Below are 20,777 nucleotides of genomic sequence, written 5' to 3' on the forward strand. Positions count from 1 at the left end.
TCAATCGTATGAAAAAATTTGCTATCAATATAATTGCAGCCGGGGTGTTATTGTTTGGCCTGTTGGTAACAGGTTGCAATAAGATGCTGGATATAAAGGACCCGATAAATTCGATCACTACCAGCGAGGTTTTCCAGAACGATGAACAAGCCGGCACTGCCCTTAATGGCTTGTATTCTTACCTGATCAACGGTGGAACGGCCGAAGTTTATTCAAACGGGGACCTGGGCAGCGATCTATACAGTGCCGGTGGCATTACGCTGGCCGCCGGGCACTCCGCGGACGAATTATATGCACCCTCGCTCAGCGGAGGATACCAGTACTATGCGGAAACCTCCGCCAGGCTCACATTACAGACCACGGGTTATTCCCCGAAAATATGGAAGACGGCCTATAAGGGCATTTTCAATGCCAATGCCCTGATAGCAGGAGTGAAAGGCGCCACATCCGAAGCGCTTACGCAGGCCTACCGGAAACGGGTGCTGGGCGAAGCGCTGGCCGTGAGAGCAATGAGCTATTTCTACCTGGTGAATTTGTTCGAAAAGGTGCCCCTCGCCTTATCCATCGATTATAACGATACACAAACGCTTCCTTCCGCCAATCCTGCTACTGTGTACCGGCAAATCATCAACGACCTGGAAGAAGCGTCGGGGTATCTTTCCGAAAATTACGATGGTAACAACACAGAGCGCATCCGGATCAATAAATGGTATGTGAAGGCGATGCTGGCAAGGGTATACCTGTTTACCAAAGACTACGACAAAGCTTATCAGAATGCTAACGACGTGATTGGCCGCACAGACCTGTTCCAACTGGAAACCCTGGACAATGTGTTCAGCATGGCCAGCCGGGAAGTTATTTTCCAGTTGAAGCAGACCAACACTAATGGGGTACGCGGCAATGCCACGCCCGAAGGGTATAGCATGACATCCCGTTACCTCGCACCGATGCTGATGAATGCTTTCGAGGCGGGCGATAACAGGAAAACTGCATGGATCAGGGTCATCGCCGGCGATCAATATGTACCTGCCGGTTTTACACCGAACAAGTACAAGATCAATCAAAACAACCGTGTAACAGGAGGCAACCTGTCCGAATATTATGTAGTGATGCGGCTCGCGGAAATGTACCTGGTAAGGGCAGAAGCGAACATGTTGCGGAGCGCGGCCAATAAAAATGCCGTGATAGATGATCTGAACACGATCAGGACGCGCGCGGGATTAAACGGTCTGCCTTATACGTTAACCGATCAGCAGGTAACGGATGCCATCGCGCAGGAAAGGCGCGTAGAGTTGTTTGCTGAATGGGGGCACCGCTGGCTGGACCTGAAAAGGACGAGCAAGGCCACAGACGTGCTTTCTGTGATCTCTTACAAACAGCCGTGGAATCCATACCAGTTGCTCTACCCGGTTCCTCCGGACGAGATCCGCTGGGATAACAATCTCTCCCAGAATATTGGCTACAATTAAAATGTGATCAACATTAAATCAAGAAAGATGTTTCAATTCAGCTTCAAAAAATATTTCAAAGCAGGTGTGTTAGCGGGAGGCATCCTGTTGCTCGTTACTTCCTGTAAGAAGGATGTACCGGCAGCGCAATTTCCGGCGTCTTTGACGATCGTGAATGGCATTAACGATAATACCTCCTTCCTTACCACCTATTTTGGGACCACACGGCCCAAATACTACAGCAGGCTTTCTTATGTAGGCACTGGCAACTCTTTTGATTATGCCACCGATAAAATGGACCTGCCGCTTACGCTGTTCAGGAACAACGATACGCTGCAGCCGGATAAACCCTTCCTGAAAACCAACCTCAAACTGGAACCTGGCGGCATCTTCACGCATTTTGTGTACGGTAGCCCAACGGCGGTAAAACAGAAGACCATAAAAGAAAACCTTCCTACCCGCAACGTGGATGATAGTGTGGCCAACCTCCGGATCATTAATCTCTTCGATAACCGGTCGATCGATGTGTTAGAACTGGAGCCGGTGCCCGGATCTATGGCTACCGATCTTGCCTATGAAGAACTGACCGGTTTTATAAGAGTGCCTATCAGCACATCGGTACAGAACTTTCGTTTCGAAGTACGGGATCATGCTACAGGTGTCACGTTGGCCACCCTTTCCGACGCAAATATTTATCCGGGCACTACTACGATCAATCCTAACTGGTTGTTTAAGGCGCGTACCATGCTGGTAACGGGCACCTGGACTTCGCAAAGCGTTTTTTCGGCCAGGGCAACCAGTATCGGTCATTATTAATCCAAGTTTCTAATCATAAGTAACATTATATGCAACCTGTGTTAAAGGTGGAAAACCTATCGCATAAGTATGCCAGTACCTGGGCCATACGCGAAGTAAATTTTGAGATCAATGATACCGGTGTTGTCGGATTGCTGGGCTCAAACGGAGCGGGTAAGTCTACCACGATGAATATCATTTGCGGCACCCTGTTGCAAACGGAAGGCAATGTTTCCATCAATGGGTTGAATATCAAAGACGATCCTATTGAATATAAAAAACAGATCGGTTTTTTACCACAGCAGGCACCCCTGTATATGGACTTTACCGTGCAGGAGTACCTGGAATATGCTGCGCAGTTAAGGTTGATGGATAGACGCCTGATAAAAAGTGCCGTAGATGAAGTATTGGAAAAAACATCCATTACGCAGATGCGGTCGCGCCTTATAAAAAACCTGTCGGGTGGATATCGGCAGCGCGTAGGTATTGCGCAGTCTATCATTAACAAACCCAAAGTGGTGATCCTTGACGAGCCTACCAACGGCCTCGATCCTAACCAGATCATTGAAGCAAGAAAACTGATAAAAGAAATTGCGCAGGACCGTGCCGTATTGTTGTCGTCACATGTGTTATCCGAAATAAACCTGCTTGCCAAAGAGATCATCATGATCGAAGGAGGGCAGGTGGTGTTCTCCGATTCGCTCGATGCCTTCAATAATATCCTGCAACCTAATACCATGGTGGCCAGGATGCTCCACATGCCTGCGCCTGAAGAATTGATGGCCATAGAAGATGTGCAGAAAGTGGAGTTGCTGCCGGATAACAAATGCAGGATCTGGTTCCAGCCCAACGATGACCTGGCGGAAAGAATTGTGAGGAAGAGTGCAGAGAAGAACTGGAGACTCACTGCTATTCAAACAGAGTCTTCCGGTATGGACGATGTATTCAAACAATTATCATCAAATGCTTCTTCAATCTTACGTTAATGAAAGTAGTTTTTAATATAGCGCGGGCGGAATTACGGTATTTTTTCTTTTCCCCGATCGCATGGTTTGTATTGATTTTATTCCTGATGTCTAATGCGGGCATCATCATGGGCAACTTGGCGGATACGGCGCTGCAGCAAGATATGATGCTGGAGTTACAGGGGAGTCTTTTTCCGGGGTTTCTCAATAGCCCGCTAACCAAATTGGTGATCGGCAAAGGGCTCGACACGGTGCTGACAATTTTCTTTCTGTACATTCCGTTATTGACCATGGGGGTCATTAACCGGGAATATGCAGGCGGCACCATTAAGTTGCTGCATTCCTCGCCGGTAAAAACACGGCAGATCATCCTGGGTAAGTTCCTGGGTGTGTATAGTTTTGTATGCCTGATGATCGCCATCTTCTTGAGTGTGATCGTGGTATTACTCTGTTCTATCAGGAACGTGGAGTTCCCGCTTACCCTCGCCATGATATTGGGCTTCTTTTTACTGGCGGCCATGTATGTGGCGGTAGGGATGTTTATCTCCAGTTTAACCTCGTACCCCATCGTTGCCGGCATCGGAACATTTGTGGTGCTTACCCTGTTCACTAGTTTAGCCATGTGGTTCCAGGGAACGGATTATGTGCGGGATGTTACCTGGTACCTCTCCAGCTCGGGAAGAGTAGAAAGCCTGCTGGGAGGGCTTATTACAACAAGAGACCTCGTTTACTTCCTCAGTATTACTTCCCTTTTTATCATATTCACCACCATCAAAATGAAATCCGTTACGGAGTCGAAGCCGTGGCGCGTGTCAGCAGGCAGGTACTTTTTGGCATTCACAGTAACGGTGGTGCTGCTGGTGGTTAGCTCCATTCACGGGTTCATTGGCTATTGTGATGTAACAAGAGGTAAGATAAATACGCTGCATGAAAACACCCAGGGCGTAATAAAGCAGTTGGATGGATCGCCGCTGAAGGTAACGCTGTACACTAACCTGTTAGGGTATAACCTGGGTAATGGATTGCCCACTGAGCGTAATAACTACCTGTGGAAGTTTTGGGCCAAGTATCGCCGCTTTTATACAAACATGGAGTTTAACTATGTGTATTATTACGATATAAACCATGGCGATAGCTCCATATTCCAGGCGTACCCGGGCAAATCGTTGGACGAAATAGCAGAGAAGTATGCGGAAATGTATAAGACCGATCTCGCTATCTATAAAAAACCTGCGGAGATCAGGAGCATGATCGACCTGGAATCGGAGAAAAAGGGTTTATTGATGGAGGTGGAGTATAAAGGGAGAAAGACGTTCCTGAGAACCTACGAAGACCCGGAAGTTTTTCCAAGTGAAAGAAATGTTTCCGGTAGCCTGTTGCGTTTAATAAATGATACAACGCCCACAATTAAATTCCTTACAGGGCACTATGAACGTTCACCCCTTAAGAGCGGCGAACGGGAATATGGCATTCATGCAATGGCTAAAGGGAATAGGAATGCGCTGATCAATATGGGACTGAATTTCGACACCATCTCCGCCCTGCGTCCTGGTGTGATAAAGCCCGATGGCGCACTGGTGGTCGCCGATCCTAAAACGGTATTGGATAAGTCTATTATCGATAGCATTAAACACTATATTGACAATGGAGGAGATGCTATGTTCTATTCTGAACCAGGCAAGCAGTTTATCATGAACCCTATCCTCAATCATGTGGGAGTAAATGCGGATGAAGGTACCATTGTGCAGGTCAATCCGCAGGATCTGCCGCACAAGTTTGCCGGGTTGATCTCTAAGATAGGTACGGATATGGCTGATGAACAACCGTTCTTCTACTTCAGAAATGGTATCGGCAGGGCCTGTTATACCAATATCGCCGGCGCCAGTGTACTAAGCTATTCCGATACCACAGGATTTAAGGTAGAGCAGATCACTACTATACCCAACAATCCAACGACCTGGGTAGAAAGAGGCCTCCTGGTAGTTGATTCCGCAGCGCCAGTATTCAATGCCACAGAGGGCGACTACAGGAAGGAGGCGCCTTATCCGGTCGGTCTGCAGCTTACCCGTAAGATCGGCAACAAAGCACAGCGGATCATTATTTCCAGCGATGCGGATATGATGTCTGCTGGTAGGGGCAACGGAAAGGATTATGGCAATGCGTTCTACAGCTACACGGTGGATAACAAGTACCCTGTTTACCATAATTTCCCGGTACCTACAGATATATGGGTTACGATCAAAAAGACCCCGGCCAATACATTGAAGTTGCTCCTTCAATACATTATACCGGCCCTCATCCTGGTGGCAGGTATCGTGATCCTGGTAAGGAGAAAACGTAAATAGCGGGTACTTTAATTGGTTTATAAAAAATATAATTATGTATTTGCAAACAGATATGCAGACGATGGATGATCTGCGCTTGTTTTCGAAGGCAGACACAAAGGGCATTTACGATATTTATAATCATTCCCATACCCGTGGCGGGCAAACCATCATGGAAGCTATGTTCAGGAAGCCGCTGAACAACCGGGAAGCGATCATCAAGCGGATCAATATTATTACTGCATTCGTGAAAATGAAGGCCACTTTCCCTTTCGATGGCGCCATGCTGGACCAGGCAGAGAAATACATTTCGTTCGATGATAACCCGGATGGTGGCACAAAAGTATCGCTCAGTGAAAAGGAAGTACAGAATGGAATCATGTCGATCATCGATCTTTTTCACACGCTCAGGAAGTACCTGGAGTCAGCGGAAATAACCGGGGTGAAAGAATTGGAGGAAGAACGGCTGGCAGCTATCGGGGTGTTGAACGACCCGGCTTTTCTACCGGTGTTCAACGAGAGGCCCAATGCGAGGATATCTTTTGCCGCTGTTACCGCTTTCGATGTGCTGATCCGTAATAAGGAAAAGCAGAAAGTACTGCAACTCCTGCAGTTTATTTATCATATCGATGTGTATGTTTCCGTGGCCCAGGTTACGCTGAAACACAACATGGTATTCCCCGTGGTGCATCCAAAGGGAACCAGCATTTTAAAAGTGGACGGTGTATACCATCCACTTTTAAAAAACGCGGTGGCCAATAGTCTATATATGGCGCCTTCCTGTAACCTGGTCTTTCTTACAGGAGCCAACATGGCCGGCAAATCCACCTTCCTGCGTTCGTTCAGTACTGCCGTGTATATCGCGCATATGGGATTCCCGGTAGCCGCGGCGGCCATGGAATTTTCCGTGATGGATGGCGTATATACAACGATCAATCTGCCTGATAACCTGGGCATAGGCGCCAGCCATTTCTACGCAGAGGTGTTGCGGGTGAAGAAAATAGGGCAGGAGCTCAGTGAAGGAAGATCACTGTTTGTATTGTTCGATGAATTGTTCCGGGGTACGAATGTGAAGGATGCACTGGAAGGAACCCTGGCTGTTTGTAATGCGTTTATGAACCGGAAAGACAGTAAGTTCATCATCTCCTCCCATATTATAGAAGCGGCGGACGAATTGCGGAAAAGTGAAAGCGCCGCGTTTTACTTTCTTCCTACCATCATGAACGGAGCTGTACCTGAGTATACGTATACCCTGCTGGAAGGCGTTACCAATGATAAGCATGGAATGATCATTATTAATAACGAAGGTATAATGGACATTCTTAAGCAGGGAAACAAAGGCGGGAAAAAGTTAAAAAAGCAATTATGAGTTTTAAAATAGATCGCCAATCGGTAGGAGAGTTGAACCTGATGGGGAAGTTCCGCCAGGGATCAGTATATTTTCTATTCAATAAAGTGAGAACACGGATCGGCGAAAAGCTGATGGATGAGATGTTTTCCCATCCGCTGAACGATGCCGCCGCTATCAACCAGCGGGTAGCGATCTTTAAATTTTTCGCAGCAAAGGGTGTTACATTTCCTTTTGAGGCTGACCAGGTTGCCCTCATGCGGGAGTATATCGACACTACGGCTGAGCGTTCGCAATGGGCGGTAACGGTGGACCTGTACCTGCAAAAGGTGCTGGCGGGCCTCACCAAAGACACCCGTTACAAGAACACGTTACTGCAGTTGCAGGCAACGATCATAACGCTGAAAAAGTGTTATGGATTGCTGGAGTTGCTGAAGCGGGAGAACAGTCCTTTACAAGGACGGGTGGAATCCTTACTGGATATCATGCATCAGAAGGATATTCGCAGGATCCTGGACAGCGACATCTACAAGTCGATGTCTACCAGCACCGTATCGGCGTATGATTTCCTGCTGCGCAACAAACACAACGCAGCCATGAAGGAGGTGCTGAAGTTCATTGCTGAAGCAGACGTATACATCGCCGTTGGCCACGTGTCGCGGGAGCGGAATTTTTGTTATCCAACAGCGGTGGAGAAAGAAGAAAACCTGTTCCATGCCCGGAATCTCCGGCATCCTTGCATTGCGAAAGCCGTGGGCAACGACCTGCAAATGCAGGAAGGCAGCAATGTACTGTTCCTTACCGGTGCCAATATGGCTGGTAAGTCTACCTGGATGAAATCTATCGGCATCGGCATGTACATGGCGCACATCGGTTTCCCGGTAGCAGCTTCGGAAATGATATTTTCGGTACGCGATGGCATCTTCTCCAGCATCAACGTGGCCGACAACATCGCCATGGGCTACAGTCATTTCTATGCAGAAGTGGTAAGGGTGAAGGATGCGGCCCTGGCGGCAGCTACCGGCGAGCACCTGCTGCTGATGTTTGACGAATTGTTTAAGGGCACCAATGTGAAAGACGCCTTTGATGGAACCCTGGCGGTTACGGAAGGGTTCTCCGAATACAACAATTGCCTGTTCATTGTATCCACCCATATCATTGAAGTAGGGGAAGCGCTGAAAGACCTGCCCAATGTGCAGTTCCGGTTTATGCCTACTGTACTGGAAGGAAATGTGCCCCGGTATACCTATGTTTTGCACGAAGGTATTACCGAAGACCGGCAGGGTATGATGATCATCGAAAACGAGGGAATTATTGCGCTTATCAATAAAATGTAACGGCGGGGAAACGCTCACCTGATCCTATCGCGGCAATATGCCACTTTTTTAAATCACCAATAACATGAAGCAAATATTTGCATCAGGGATACTTATGTCCCTGCTCTCCACATCTGCCATGGCCCAGGTACAGCCTTTCACCGGCTTTACCAGGCAGGATTTGAAGGATGATTTTAAATATGCAGTTGAGCTGCTGAAGCGGCAGCATCCCAATCCTTATAAGTTTACGGATACCGTTACGTTTAACCATAAAATGGATTCCCTGATGAACCGGCTGGATAAAGATCCGTCGCTGCTAAGCGCTTTACGGTATTCTCCTATACAGTTATTTAATGATGTGCACCTGAAACTGGATTATGATGAGGAGCGTGTGGTGGACGCATTGTATGGAATGAATCACTTTCCGCTGGCCACCACCACTTTTAAAGACAGGATCATTGTGAATGCCAAAGGAGAAACCATTCCTTTCGGTGCGGAGATATTGAGTATTAATAAAATGCCCGCCGCAAAGCTGCTCAGTGAGATCGGCTACGCCACTTATAGCGATGGCTTCATCAGAACGGGCGCCGATCGCACCGCCACAAACCTTAGTTTGTTCATCAGCCTCATTTTCCCGGAAGCCGCCAGCTACGACGTAGTATACAAGGAGTATGGGGCTAAAAATTCCACTACGGTAAACCTGAAAGCGGTAGACGCTAAAACCGGCTACCACAACCGGATCCTGGGAGAGCTGCCCTTTAATAGTTTCCTGAAACGTGCCTATATAACGAAGGAATACCAGGAGCAGGAATCTACCGCCATCCTCACCGTGCTTACATTCATGCTGCAGGAAAATGCGATGTACAAAGAGTTGAGCGATTTTTTCGCGGAAGTGAAAAAACGCAATATCAGCAACGTTATCATCGATATCCGGTCCAACGGGGGCGGCAACCCGAATATGTCTGCGTTGCTGTATTCCTTTGTGGCCTTACGCCCGTTCGACAATGTTTTCAATTACCGCACCAAGAACATACAAATGCATGATCCGGAAAACCTGTTGAATAGTTACGGAACCAAAATGGGAGAGGAGGAAGTAAAACAGACCGAGAACTTCCTTAAACAACGGTTCGATTACGACAGCACAAAAGGGTTTTACTATGGCAATGCACGCCTGACGGAAGGTTCCATTTCCAACTACCCGCCCGATAAGAATAGCTTTAAAGGGAATGTGTATGTGCTGATCAGCGGTGGCACGGTAAGCGCGGCCACCTACTTTGCTGCGCTGGTTAAAAATAACAAGCGCGGTGTGCTGGTGGGCACCGAAACCGGTAGCGGAGAGGCTTCCACTACGGCGGCCTGGTTCAATACGTATACGCTGCCTAAAACAAAAAGTAAGTTGACTGTTCCGATGAGCGAAGTATATTTTATGAAAGCGAAGGAGGATAAAGGGAGGGGGTGTGTGCCGGATAAGGAGTTGACGTTTGAGGCATTTGAGGAGTATATCCATGCAGGAAAAGATCCGGAGATTCAGTATACATTGGATTTGATTCGAGGCAGGAAGTGATGAGATTTTTTATACTTAAACGGAAGTCAGGTACCCGGACAAAAGAGGGTTGTCTCGTTTGAGACAACCTCTTTTTGCACAAAATTGTGGGCTTTCAGCCAAGCCCATAAATTTTGTGTATCCCGACACTGTATCTTTTACCTGCCCTCGCATAAACTCCCATACTTTTCCGGTGGCTATACCCCGTGACCATATTCGGGTTTAGGAAACTCACCCGGTGCTTTGTAACGCGTAGAGCGACCCTTATGATACCATGCTCCCAAACCGGAAATCATCAAAGTCATATAGTGAACAAACCGGTCAATGTCTTTTTGGTATGAGCCGAAGTCGGGAAGATTGTTTTGTAGTTCTACAAATTCTGCTACATAATCGTCGTGTATACGCATTGCCTCAGTTAAGGCCTCTTCTATTGAGATCTTATATTGATGTTTGATTACAAGAATTACGTTGAGCACCTCAGTAGCGACCGCCAGCTCTTTTTCTATCGATGCAAAGTCATTCTGGATCGCCATAATGCGGCACATGAGCATTTTCAATCGCTTGATAACCGGATGCCTTGAAATATGGTCGGGTACAATAAAATTAATGGAAGGCTCGACCGGGTCTCCATATGGATACATGGAGATTGAATATTCACGGATCAGCAACAGGTTATTTAAAGTGGGGAATTGCATGGATAGTTTGTAAGGTGTTTCTTCCATGATTCCGTACGTAGTATAATCATAGAAAGATTGCGCCCAGCGTTGAAACCAGTTATTATTAACATAGGGGCGGAATTCTTCCCTGCTCAAAGCGACCTGTCTTAATAGCCCAATATCATCCGGCCTGGGATTCTCGCCAAGCATTACCGCTATGATATGATCCCGGATACCGGCCAATTCATTAACCGGGCAAATTTCATGGTAATCATCGTATAACGTTAACCATATCATAAACCTGGCAATGGGGCGTATTTGCTCAATGCTCCTTGCACCCGGGAACATGTATGATGTTGCCTGTGCTAAGCCATGCCCCTTGTATTTACGCCTTGTTGTTTCGGACATGAACGTATAATCCGTGTCGATCCAGTTAATTTCCTCTTGGTTGAATGATTCAGCGAACGGGCCAACTTCATATGGCCAGGGGTATTGCAAAACAGGAACATCTTTTTGTTTCATGCTAAAAATTTATAATTATTAGAAAATGTGGAGGTACAATTGGCTTTCACTGACTAATGTCGTATTGCAGGTGATCTTGCGAGCTGATGGCTTCAACTGCCGACTTTACTGTTTTTTTGTTTGATGGTTTCGAGAGATGGGAACCCCTCCTTGCTATTGTAGCGCGGTAAGTTAAAAGAAACGGCTTTCCAGCCGCTGAGCGTCATACTGATATAGTGTATGCGATTTACTACCAGGTCATGCCAGCGGCCAAAATCAGGCAGAAAGGACTGAAGGTGTATGAACTCTCTCAGGTATTCGTTATGAATACGTAAGTCCTCTAAACAAGCTTCTTCAAGGGAAAGATTCCGGTTATGCTGAATTGCCTTCACCACGTTATAATATATGCCGCCTGTAGCTTCATCTTTTATCACCGACTGTACCTCATTAAAGCATACCATCATCCGTATGGCAAGTGAAATAATGCGTTGTATTACCGGATGATCGTGTATCTCATCCGGTAAGGGCTGTTCAGTTTCTATGTCTGTCAGCTCCAGAAAGGGCCGGAGGCACAGGGAGTCTTCCCGGATGGCCAGGCATTCCTCAATACCCGGGAAAGTTCTCCTGGTTTTATAAGCTATTTCTTGTTCAAGCCCGCTGAAATACCTGCTGAGAGCGACAACAAAACGCTGCAATGACGTTGGGGAGAGGTATTTTAATAGTTCTTCCCTTAAAGAGGATAATAGCTGACCAAGTGGCAGGCCGGATTTCTCCGCGGTTACCGTTCCATTCAATATTGCAATGGTCTGTGTGTGAACCAGCCGTATCTCTTCAGGGGTGACCTCTTCGTACATGTCGTCATTATAGAGCGTCCAGAGCATGAAGCGACATACAGATTGTAGTCGTTCGTAGCTCGCCGTAGGAAACCATTGAGAGGCAATGTGCGCTGTTTTTGTTTTCTTGTACTTTAACCTCGTAGATTCGTCGTTATAATATAACCAGCGGTATTCTTTGTCTATCCACTCGTTGTTTGTTACTTCCTGAAGTGCCTCTGAAAAGGGATTTTTAAGTGTGGGGAACGGATACCGAAATTTGGAAAGCATTTCTAAATTCATGGTTACGTAACATATTTAAGGGTTAATGATAAGAGATCAATGCTGCTGGGAGTTTAAATTTGAAATAGGGGATGGGTAGATACTGAATTTGAAAATGGACGATTTATTTGAGACTATTTTGACCTGGCAAGCTGATTTTAACGGTTGAAATTGTGGGTTAAAAAGCCGCTGAATTGAAGTTAACTTCCGTTCCATGATATACCACCGCAGTGGCGCACAAATTGGGGGCTTAAAATGATGGCCTGTTGGTCTCCGGTCAGCGATTGGTTGGGGTCGGTTGGTTTGGGGAGGCAGTTGAAGTTCCCTGGGGCTAGCATTGGCCAGGGATTATGGCATGGCTGTTAAGTTCACCTGCCGGATGATGATACGATTCCGCATTATTTAACGAATTTACGAAATGTCGTAAACGAGCTATCCTTTCTTTGTTTTATAAGTAGTTGATTTTTAATAAATTAATTCTTGGCGTGCAAATAGTATAGACACCAGTCTAAAATTTCCAACATGAAATTCACAGTAAAAGACGGCACTGAAATTTACTACAAGGACTGGGGCACCGGGCAGCCCATTGTATTCCACCACGGCTGGCCTTTGTCCAGCGACGATTGGGATGCACAAATGATGTTCTTCCTGCAACATGGTTACCGCGTGATAGCCCATGACCGCCGCGGCCACGGCCGGTCCACCCAGGTATCAGAAGGCCATGACATGGAAACCTACATCTCAGACGCAGCCCAGCTCTACGACCACCTGGGTCTGCAGAACGCCATCCACGTGGGCCATTCTACGGGCGGGGGCGAAGTGATCGCCTACACAGCAAGATATGGAAAAGGTAAAGTGGCAAAAGCGGTGTTGATCAGCGCTGTAACGCCATTGATGCTCAAAACAGATAAGAACACCGATGGCGTGCCTTTAGCTGTATTCGACGATATCCGCCAGGGTACCGGTTTTAACCGCGCGCAGTTTTACCAGGACCTCACCATTCCCTTCTACGGTTATAACCGCGAGGGCGCAAAGATCTCCCAGGGTGTGCGCGACAACTGGTGGCGCCAGGGTATGATGGGCAGTGTAAAAGCCCATTATGACGGTATCAAGGCGTTTTCAGAAACGGATTTTACAGAAGACCTGAAAAGCGTTGACATTCCCGTACTGGTACTGCATGGGGAAGACGACCAGATCGTGCCCTATGCCAATGCGGCGCCTAAAGCGGTGAAACTGCTGAAGAATGGAAAACTGATCTCCTACCCGGGCTTCCCGCACGGCATGCCTACTACGGAAGCTGCCACCATCAATGCGGATATCCTGGCGTTCATCAAAGGCTGATCATCTGCTTTATAAAATGGAAAGGGCGTTCGTCAGGAACGCCCTTTCCTATTGCTTTACAGTATTGATCCGCAAATCAGCATTCCCCAGTCCCTTGGAACTTGCTGTCACCGTAATAATACCTCCACCACGCTCCGCCTGCACCAGCACAGATGCAATACCACCCCGCACCGTTACCACGGCCGGGCTGATCATCCTGCCATTACCCCGCACACTAAACGCCACCTGCGTTGCATTATCCGTACAAATAACAGTGCCATTCGCATCCATAACCCGTGCATGCACAAATACTGCATCTGCACCATCCGCCTGCAACGGGATGCCTTCCGTATCATCCTGCAGCCCTACCCGGGTAGCTTCACCAGGTGAGTGAACAACCTGCTCTGCCACCGGTTTGCCCTTGATATACCCCACCGCTTTCAACGTGCCTGGTTGCCAGCGTATATCCGTAAACGTGAAAGGTGGATGCGCTAAATGCCTGGCATTGCCTCCATCAAAAGGATGGCCACCTTTATCAAAATCACCATACTCCGTATCAGGGCCATGATCCGGCTGTTGCTGCCGGATGAGTGTATCGTTCCTGTACAATGCTACCGCATCACAATTGGCATACACCACCACTTTCCCGGGCTGGTCCGCCGGCGTCCACCAGTTAGCGATATACACCATCGGCTTATTGGCCGCACCAAAAACCGGTTGCAGCGCGGGCAACTGGCTCCGGAAAAAATAATAGCTGAATTTAGGAATGCGGTAAATATCCACAGAGCCCCAGTTGGAAGTAGTATTATGCGTAGCCTCAAACCCGTCATAGAATGCCCAGGTGGCATCGCCAATGGTCCAGGGATAATACTGCGGGCCGGAAAGCAGGTTATGTTCCCATTGAAAGTTCCAGGCACTTTGCAACAAGGCCTGTTCACCATCCGCCCGGGTCACGCGCGTGGTAGAGCGGTCTCCACCAAATTCATAATCACCATACTCCCGGACAAAACCTGGTTGTTCCGGCTGTACATCCTGCGGCCTTCCAAACGGATCTTCCCAGCTATTGTAGGGCACATCCCAGGCGGTATGTTTGGCGGCATATGTATCGCCGGCAGTGAAGAAATTATCGCCCGGGTATTCTTCATGGGCAACCCGTGAAGAAGCGATCCGGAAGCTGTCTGCCGGGTAGGTTTCATTCAGGCTCACTTCCCACATCACTACGGACGGGTGGTTGCGGTCGCGCCGGATCATCTGCCGGATGTCTGAGAACACCCGTTGCGAAAACACCTCGTTGGCATTAAAGAATTGCCAGCCCGGGATAGGATCGCCCAGCATCAGCCCAATGGAATCACAAAAGGTGTACACAGACGGGTCCTGCGGGTAGTGGGATAAGCGCACAAAATTGAACCCTGCTTCCTTGATCCGCTTCAGGTCGCGCTGCTGCATGGCCGCTGTAAGGGCATTGCCCACAAACGGGAAATCCTGGTGCCGGTTAGTGCCCACAATGCGCAGCGGCCGGTCATTCAGCTCAAACCCACCTGCACGGGTATACGAAAGTTTACGGATGCCCACCTGCTGGCGCATTTCATCCACCAGCCGCTTGTTTTGCCACACTTCCGTAACCACGGTGTAAAGGTGAGGTGCATCCGGCGACCAAAGTGCAGGATGCGGCACCGTGATGGATTGCGTGGTATCTGTCGTAGCACCGCCGGCTATTGTCATTTTTACCACACTGGTTAAGCGGGCCTTCGTGGCGGAATTGATCAACGTTTGCTTTAAAATAACCGGGGATGATTGTGCAGCTAGGTTTTTTAGCTGTGTGCGGATCACTACTTCGGCACTGCGTGCGGAGATGTGCTGCGGCCGTACAAAAACACCGCCACCCGCCACGGTGTTGGCATCTGTTGGATCGGTGATAAATATTTTGTCCGTCGTTACCAGCCATGCACCGCGGTAAATACCGCTCCAGTACAAAAAGCCCATGCGTGCCAAAGGCTTACCCGGTGGCACGTTAACATTATCCCGGTTGTCCACCCTTACAATGATCTCATTGGCGCCGTCATGCACGTTGCCATCTAAGGGAACATTAAAAGGAAGGTACCCCCCCGCATGCTGGGTGATGAACCGCCCGTTGATCCAGGCGGTGGCTGTATGCATGGCGCCTTCAAACCGGATGTAGTTGTGTTTATCCGCGCTGCCGGGCGGAAGATGGAATGTCTTGCGGTAATAACAGATCCCGGTGAATCCATTTACATTAGGATTGAGCTCCTGCTCATACCGGGCAGGGTGGGGCAATGAAATGGGCTCCCAGCCAGCTTGCGCTATTGCCGGGTATTCCACGGAAAATCCATACAGCGCTTCCCGTGTTTCCTGCGCACGGATGCTGTCTGCCGGCAACCGCTTACTGGTAACCGTTTCCTGGTTGAACTGCGATACGAACGAATTGCCGTTCCGGGTATTGACCGCCCTTTTTAACTGCTGTGCGGAATCTATCCGGAACAGTTCCCAGTCGTTGTTAAAATTAATGACCTGCCGGCTGTTGGTTTGCGCTTGGGCTGCTGTTAGCATTGCCAGCAGTGGCAGGAGGAGTGCAAAGGTGCGTGTGGCCCGTTCCGGGCGTTTATGGCGTAGTATATTCACGTGTGTCATTGATTTCCCTGGTGATGGATGGAAGGTGTCAGCAGGAAACCTACTGTAAACGGGTGGCTTAAACAACGGCAAACGTTTGCGCCATTTTATAACAACCATCCCGCTGCCGCGAGCTGTTCCGGGGTACACCAGCTAAAGGCATCCCTTACCTGTCCTTAAAAACTTGTTAAAATTCTTTGGCCCACTTCCAAAATATTCCGTCCATTTTTAATTTGCCCCCGTTCCACCACACTCACTGGTAACAACATTCCACTGACATTTTTTGAAAACTATCATTTTATAAATTTTAGTTATTGGATCATGTTAAAAGAATCTCTACCTACCCGCTCGCGCAAGTCATACTGGACGCGCTACTTGCTATGCATCGTCTTTTTTACAGGGCACACCATGCTGAAGGCGCAGCAACCCGCCTCCGCCCCGGATGCTAAATCCGAATTTACCGTCCGGCTGATCAACATCGAAGCGGCGGTCAATGAAACATTCCGCTTCAATGCCACCCTGCACAACGCCGCCACCACGCCCGTGGTCTATGAGCTGTCTGCCGGTGCACCGCCCGGCTGGATGGTAGCCTTCCGGGTCCAGGGCACACCGGTTACCGCCCTCAACCTGCTGGGCGCAAAATCAGAGGACATCTCCATTGAAATGAATCCCTCGCCCGGCACCAAGCCTGGTAAGTACACGGTGCCCGTCCGCGCGGTATCCGGCAGGGACACACTGGCCCTGGCACTGGAAGCGGTGGTGAAAGGAAGCTATGGTGTAGATCTCTCCACGCCCACCGGCCGCCTCAGCGATGACGTTACTTCCGGCGCGCACAAGGAGATCCACCTCACGGTGAAGAACACGGGTACCCTGCCTTTGAAAGACCTGGACATCTCCGCCCAGTTACCTTCTCAATGGGAATGCACCTTTGACCCGGCCAAGATCACGCAACTGGACCCCGACAAGTCGCAGGAGGTGATTGCCAAAATGAGTGTGCCGGACAAAACCATCGCCGGCGACTATGCCACCACTTTCAACGTACGCAACCCGGAAAGCAATGCGCAAGCTGTTTTCCGCGTTACCGTGAAAACCTCCCTGCTGGCGGGGTGGATCGGCATCCTGGTGATCCTCGCGGCACTGGGCCTGGTGTATTACCTCATCCGCAGGTACGGCCGCAGGTAACAGCATGCCTTGTTACACATACATTCCGCAACAACAAAACAGATCATTTTACAGATGAACGATCCTATCATACAACTGGAAGGGTTGACGAAATGCTATGGAAAGAAAAAAGCGGTAGATGGCCTGGACCTGGTGATCCGCAAGGGGGAAATATTTGGTTTGCTGGGGCCCAATGGCGCCGGCAAAACCACCACCATCCTCATGATGCTGGGCCTTACGGAACCCACTGCCGGCACGGTGCATGTATGCGGGCATAATGCTACCCGCCATCCCATCGCGGTAAAACGCAGCGTGGGATACATGCCGGACAGCGTAGGGTTTTACGATAACATGACCGCGCTGGAAAACCTGCTCTACATTGGCCGCCTGAATGGCCTGGCAGAGCAGGAACTAAAAGCACGGGCCGCCGCAACCCTGGAACTGGTGGGCCTTGCAGGTGATATGGATAAAAAAACATCCACCTTTTCCCGTGGCATGAAACAACGCCTGGGCCTTGCGGATGTACTGATCAAACAACCCGCCGTCATCATCCTGGACGAGCCTACGCTGGGTATTGATCCCAGCGGTGTGAGGGACTTCCTTGCATTGATCAGGCAACTCAGCAGGCAGCAGGGCCTTACTGTATTGATCTCCTCCCACCACCTGCACCACGTGCAGCAGGTGTGCGACCGTGTAGGTCTTTTTGTGAATGGCAGACTGGAAGTGGAGGGCAATATTGACACCCTTTCTGGCAACTTACTGGCCCGGGAAGGCTACGTTACCACGGTAACACTGGCGCAGGCCATTGCCCAGCCATGGCCGCTCCTGCCAGCCTTCACCGCGCTGGATGGCGTAAAAGAAGTAGCGGTGCAGGATCATGTGGCCACCTTTTCCTGTGAACGCGATATCACGCCTTCCATTGTGCGGCTGCTGGTGGAAAAAGGTTGTGACATCACGGGCGTGCACAAAAAAGACTACGGCCTGGATGAGATCTACCAAAAGTATTTTGAAAACAATGCAGCTGAAAACATTACCCATGAAAAGTCTGCCGGTTTCCTTCAAAGGACTTTCTTTAAAAAACACAGGGAGCAATAACAAGAGCTCCAATACAACTGTTTCACCGTTCCGCGTAATGGTGCGTAAGGAGGTGGCAGATCACATCCGCAGCTGGCGCCTCATTGTATTGATGGCATTGATCGCGCTCACCTTTATTGCTTCGCTGTACGTGTCACTCTCTGCCATCGGCGCCGCCACCGGCAACCTGAACGATCCGGACCACAACTTTCTTTACCTGAAACTGCTCACCGTTACAGACAACGTGGTGCCACCTTTCCATGTGTTCATCAGTTTCCTGGGGCCACTGCTCGGCATCAGCCTTGGTTTTGATGCGGTGAATGCGGAACAGCAAAATGGCACGCTGGCCAGGATCATGGCGCAGCCGGTGTACCGCGACAATCTCCTGCTGGCCAAATTTGTGAGCGCGTGCCTGGTGGTGACGGTTTTCTTCCTGGCACTGGAACTGCTGATGATAGGAGGAGGGCTTGTTTTTACCGGCGTGCGCATGGAGCCGCAGGAACTGCTGCGCATACTTGCTTTCACGGTGTTAAGTGTGGTGTATGTGGGCTTCTGGCTGGGACTTTCCATTTTGCTCTCCGTACGGTTCAAGCAGGGCGCCACGGCGGCATTAACGGCTATTGGCATATGGATCTTCCTTACGGTATTTTACCAGATCATCGTAAAGCTGGTGGTGCGGGCCATCCTGCCGGCAGATCCAGGCATCCTTTCACAGGACCAGGTGATTGCCTATAATAATATGATCCTGGACCTGCTCCGCGTGGCGCCCAGCCAGCTTTACACGGATGCCACCACCACGCTGCTCATGCCTTCTGTGCGCAGCCTGGGCCCCGTTACCATGGAGCAGATGGCAGGCGCTGTACCGGCCCCGCTGCCCTTTAAAGAAAGCCTGATGATCGTATGGCCACAGGTAAGCGGGCTACTGGCAGCAACAACTGTTTGCTTCGCCTTATCTTATTATCTTTTTATGCGGCGCGAGATCAGGAGTTAAAAATGGCGCAGTAATTCTGCGTATTTACCACGCCTTAGCCTAACATGCAACGCCCCGTCTCTCTCAAAACGGCGCGTTGCATGTTCACCCCACCGGGGCTGCTCTATCTCTCCTTAACCACACGCACGATCCTCTTCGCCAGGTTCACCATCCCTACCATCACTAACCCCGCAACCAGCCCCATTATCAGCTCCGTAATAAACGCCGGTACCCCAGGGAGTACATGATGTAAGTATTCAATATTATGCACAAAGATGCCTCCACTCACCAGCACCAGCGCCAGCGTGCCCACCACCGCCAGTATGCGGATGATCACTGGCAACGCCTTCACCAGCAACCTCCCGATCGCGGCAAAGATCCCCTTCCCACGTGACCGCCGGATCAGCCCAAACCCTGCATCATCCATCCGCACGATCAGCGCCACAATACCATACACCCCGGCCGTAGCCAGCACACCCACGATAGCCACCGTGAGCGCCTGCGTGGCCAGCGGCTTATCCAGCACAGACCCCAGTGAAATGATCACGATCTCGATAGAAAGAATAAAATCCGTGGCAATGGCCGCTTTCACTTTTCCCTTCTCCGCTACCAGGTCCGGTTGCTGCGGGGTGGCCGCCGTTACCGGTTCTGGCTTTTCATGGGAGCGGTGAAAGAGGAACTCAATGATCTTCTCCACGCCCTCATAGGCCAGGTAAAATCCGCCCAATACCAGTGCAATTTTCATGGCCACCGGTACAAAGGCATTCAACAATAAGGCAATGGGAATAATGATCAGTTTATTTAACAGGGAGCCCTTTGTAATAGCCCACAGCACCGGCAGCTCCCGCGAGGACACGAAGCCCGTTGCCTTCTCTGCATTCACCGCCAGGTCATCTCCCAGGATGCCGGCTGTTTTCTGTGTTGCCACTTTAGCAGTAACGGAAATATCATCCATCAGCGCTGCGATATCGTCCAGGATTGCAAAGATGCCCGATGCCATACGTCGTAGTTATTATAGGTCGCGGCGATATTAACAAAAATTCCTGTACAAACCTGCGCATCTTTCTTCCATTTCCGCGGCGCCCCTTATCTTCGCCGCATGCGTTTATCAGAAGCCATCCATCTCCTGGATCATCCCGCCCTGCGCGCGGCCATTCCATCCAGCCCCGTGTGCTGGGCTGACCTCGGCTGTGGCGATGGGCTTTTCACGGAAGCCCTGGCCCGCCTGCTGCCCAGGCGCAGCGCGCTGTACGGGATAGATCTCCGGCCCAGGTTACACAGCGATACGGTGAATGGCGTATCGCTCATTCCCTTCCCGGCAGATTTTCTGACCATGCCCTTACCCACGGAAGTGGATGGTTTCCTGATGGCCAATGCGCTGCACTACGTGCAAGACAAGCCCGCCTTCCTCAAAAAGCTGGAAACCTATTACCGCAACGGCGCACAAAAAGGCCCGCTCCTCATCGTGGAGTACGATAAAGATACCCCCGTAGAGCAATGGGTGCCCTGGCCGGTCAGTTTTGCAAAGCTGCAACCCTTGCTGCAACAGGCCGGGTGGAAAACCGTGGAGAAGATCGGGGAAGTGCATTCCGTGTACGGCGGTATGATGTACGCCGCCATCGCATTGCCGTAAA

16 protein-coding genes are annotated in these 20,777 nt (G+C 49.8%); 12 read left to right on the plus strand and 4 right to left on the minus strand.

Annotated elements, in window-relative coordinates:
* Positions 1–8 precede the first annotated feature (8 nt).
* From DCC81_RS14570 to DCC81_RS14600, 7 genes are all read left to right on the plus strand, one after another.
* Entirely contained in the window at positions 9–1,469 is a 1,461-nt protein-coding gene (locus DCC81_RS14570) for a RagB/SusD family nutrient uptake outer membrane protein (RefSeq protein ID WP_108687344.1), read from the plus strand.
* A gap of 27 nt (positions 1,470–1,496) precedes the next feature.
* Positions 1,497–2,264, plus strand: coding sequence for a hypothetical protein (locus DCC81_RS14575; protein ID WP_108687345.1), 768 nt, complete (start codon positions 1,497–1,499; stop codon positions 2,262–2,264).
* Positions 2,265–2,293: 29 nt separating this feature from the next.
* The gene (locus tag DCC81_RS14580) at positions 2,294–3,229 is read left to right on the plus strand and encodes an ABC transporter ATP-binding protein (protein WP_108687346.1); all 936 of its coding nucleotides are present in this window, start codon (positions 2,294–2,296) and stop codon (positions 3,227–3,229) included.
* Entirely contained in the window at positions 3,229–5,553 is a 2,325-nt protein-coding gene (locus tag DCC81_RS14585) for an ABC transporter permease subunit (RefSeq protein ID WP_108687347.1), read from the plus strand. Before DCC81_RS14580 ends, DCC81_RS14585 begins: the two co-directional genes overlap by 1 nt.
* A 34-nt stretch (positions 5,554–5,587) precedes the next feature.
* Positions 5,588–6,901, plus strand: coding sequence for a MutS-related protein (locus DCC81_RS14590; protein ID WP_108687348.1), 1,314 nt, complete (start codon positions 5,588–5,590; stop codon positions 6,899–6,901).
* Complete coding sequence (locus tag DCC81_RS14595) at positions 6,898–8,217, plus strand: MutS-related protein (protein WP_108687349.1); 1,320 nt, start codon at positions 6,898–6,900, stop codon at positions 8,215–8,217. The genes DCC81_RS14590 and DCC81_RS14595 overlap by 4 nt, the downstream gene beginning before the upstream one ends.
* A gap of 64 nt (positions 8,218–8,281) precedes the next feature.
* On the plus strand, positions 8,282–9,760 hold the full coding sequence (locus tag DCC81_RS14600) for a S41 family peptidase (protein WP_108687350.1): 1,479 nt from the start codon (positions 8,282–8,284) through the stop codon (positions 9,758–9,760).
* 176 nt (positions 9,761–9,936) lie between these two features.
* On the opposite strand, the gene DCC81_RS14605 is transcribed toward DCC81_RS14600, so the two are convergent.
* Positions 9,937–10,917: a terpene synthase family protein gene (locus DCC81_RS14605; RefSeq protein ID WP_108687351.1), complete on the minus strand. Its 981-nt coding sequence runs from the start codon at positions 10,915–10,917 to the stop codon at positions 9,937–9,939.
* 92 nt (positions 10,918–11,009) lie between these two features.
* Positions 11,010–12,011 (minus strand): terpene synthase family protein, encoded by a 1,002-nt coding sequence (locus tag DCC81_RS14610; protein ID WP_108687352.1) that lies wholly within the window; start codon positions 12,009–12,011, stop codon positions 11,010–11,012.
* 501 nt (positions 12,012–12,512) lie between these two features.
* On the opposite strand from DCC81_RS14610, the gene DCC81_RS14615 reads away from it, so the two are divergent.
* Complete coding sequence (locus tag DCC81_RS14615; RefSeq protein ID WP_108687353.1) at positions 12,513–13,331, plus strand: alpha/beta fold hydrolase; 819 nt, start codon at positions 12,513–12,515, stop codon at positions 13,329–13,331.
* A 48-nt stretch (positions 13,332–13,379) separates the two neighbouring features.
* Here DCC81_RS14615 and DCC81_RS14620 read toward each other — a convergent pair whose 3' ends face one another.
* Positions 13,380–15,950 (minus strand): glycoside hydrolase family 2 TIM barrel-domain containing protein, encoded by a 2,571-nt coding sequence (locus DCC81_RS14620; protein WP_165806589.1) that lies wholly within the window; start codon positions 15,948–15,950, stop codon positions 13,380–13,382.
* Positions 15,951–16,259: 309 nt separating this feature from the next.
* On the opposite strand from DCC81_RS14620, the gene DCC81_RS14625 reads away from it, so the two are divergent.
* The 3 genes from DCC81_RS14625 to DCC81_RS14635 are packed head-to-tail and all read left to right on the plus strand — an operon-like array spanning position 16,260 to position 19,164.
* The gene (locus DCC81_RS14625) at positions 16,260–17,120 is read left to right on the plus strand and encodes a COG1470 family protein (protein WP_108687355.1); all 861 of its coding nucleotides are present in this window, start codon (positions 16,260–16,262) and stop codon (positions 17,118–17,120) included.
* A gap of 54 nt (positions 17,121–17,174) precedes the next feature.
* Positions 17,175–18,194, plus strand: a complete 1,020-nt coding sequence (locus DCC81_RS14630) for an ABC transporter ATP-binding protein (RefSeq protein WP_108687356.1) — start codon at positions 17,175–17,177, stop codon at positions 18,192–18,194.
* Entirely contained in the window at positions 18,136–19,164 is a 1,029-nt protein-coding gene (locus DCC81_RS14635; RefSeq protein ID WP_165806590.1) for an ABC transporter permease, read from the plus strand. Before DCC81_RS14630 ends, DCC81_RS14635 begins: the two co-directional genes overlap by 59 nt.
* 103 nt (positions 19,165–19,267) lie before the next feature.
* Here DCC81_RS14635 and DCC81_RS14640 read toward each other — a convergent pair whose 3' ends face one another.
* Positions 19,268–20,143: a DUF808 family protein gene (locus tag DCC81_RS14640; RefSeq protein ID WP_108687358.1), complete on the minus strand. Its 876-nt coding sequence runs from the start codon at positions 20,141–20,143 to the stop codon at positions 19,268–19,270.
* A 99-nt stretch (positions 20,144–20,242) separates the two neighbouring features.
* Between DCC81_RS14640 and DCC81_RS14645 the strand changes: the two genes are divergently transcribed.
* Positions 20,243–20,776, plus strand: coding sequence for a class I SAM-dependent methyltransferase (locus tag DCC81_RS14645; protein WP_108687359.1), 534 nt, complete (start codon positions 20,243–20,245; stop codon positions 20,774–20,776).
* Position 20,777: the final 1 nt, after the last annotated feature.

Origin of the sequence: Chitinophaga parva, assembly GCF_003071345.1 — a bacterium.
Lineage (GTDB): Bacteria > Bacteroidota > Bacteroidia > Chitinophagales > Chitinophagaceae > Chitinophaga > Chitinophaga parva.

Bases quoted from the DNA above. Each gene is read 5' to 3' on its own strand.
- DCC81_RS14625 (WP_108687355.1), top strand. From the start codon at position 16,260: ATGTTAAAAGAATCTCTACCTACCCGCTCGCGCAAGTCATACTGGACG.
- DCC81_RS14645 (WP_108687359.1), top strand. From the start codon at position 20,243: ATGCGTTTATCAGAAGCCATCCATCTCCTGGATCATCCCGCCCTGCGC.
- DCC81_RS14585 (WP_108687347.1), top strand. From the start codon at position 3,229: ATGAAAGTAGTTTTTAATATAGCGCGGGCGGAATTACGGTATTTTTTC.
- DCC81_RS14580 (WP_108687346.1), top strand. From the start codon at position 2,294: ATGCAACCTGTGTTAAAGGTGGAAAACCTATCGCATAAGTATGCCAGT.
- DCC81_RS14640 (WP_108687358.1), bottom strand. From the start codon at position 20,143: ATGGCATCGGGCATCTTTGCAATCCTGGACGATATCGCAGCGCTGATG.
- DCC81_RS14570 (WP_108687344.1), top strand. From the start codon at position 9: ATGAAAAAATTTGCTATCAATATAATTGCAGCCGGGGTGTTATTGTTT.
- DCC81_RS14635 (WP_165806590.1), top strand. From the start codon at position 18,136: ATGAAAAGTCTGCCGGTTTCCTTCAAAGGACTTTCTTTAAAAAACACA.
- DCC81_RS14575 (WP_108687345.1), top strand. From the start codon at position 1,497: ATGTTTCAATTCAGCTTCAAAAAATATTTCAAAGCAGGTGTGTTAGCG.
- DCC81_RS14600 (WP_108687350.1), top strand. From the start codon at position 8,282: ATGAAGCAAATATTTGCATCAGGGATACTTATGTCCCTGCTCTCCACA.
- DCC81_RS14610 (WP_108687352.1), bottom strand. From the start codon at position 12,011: ATGAATTTAGAAATGCTTTCCAAATTTCGGTATCCGTTCCCCACACTT.
- DCC81_RS14630 (WP_108687356.1), top strand. From the start codon at position 17,175: ATGAACGATCCTATCATACAACTGGAAGGGTTGACGAAATGCTATGGA.
- DCC81_RS14615 (WP_108687353.1), top strand. From the start codon at position 12,513: ATGAAATTCACAGTAAAAGACGGCACTGAAATTTACTACAAGGACTGG.
- DCC81_RS14595 (WP_108687349.1), top strand. From the start codon at position 6,898: ATGAGTTTTAAAATAGATCGCCAATCGGTAGGAGAGTTGAACCTGATG.
- DCC81_RS14605 (WP_108687351.1), bottom strand. From the start codon at position 10,917: ATGAAACAAAAAGATGTTCCTGTTTTGCAATACCCCTGGCCATATGAA.
- DCC81_RS14590 (WP_108687348.1), top strand. From the start codon at position 5,588: ATGTATTTGCAAACAGATATGCAGACGATGGATGATCTGCGCTTGTTT.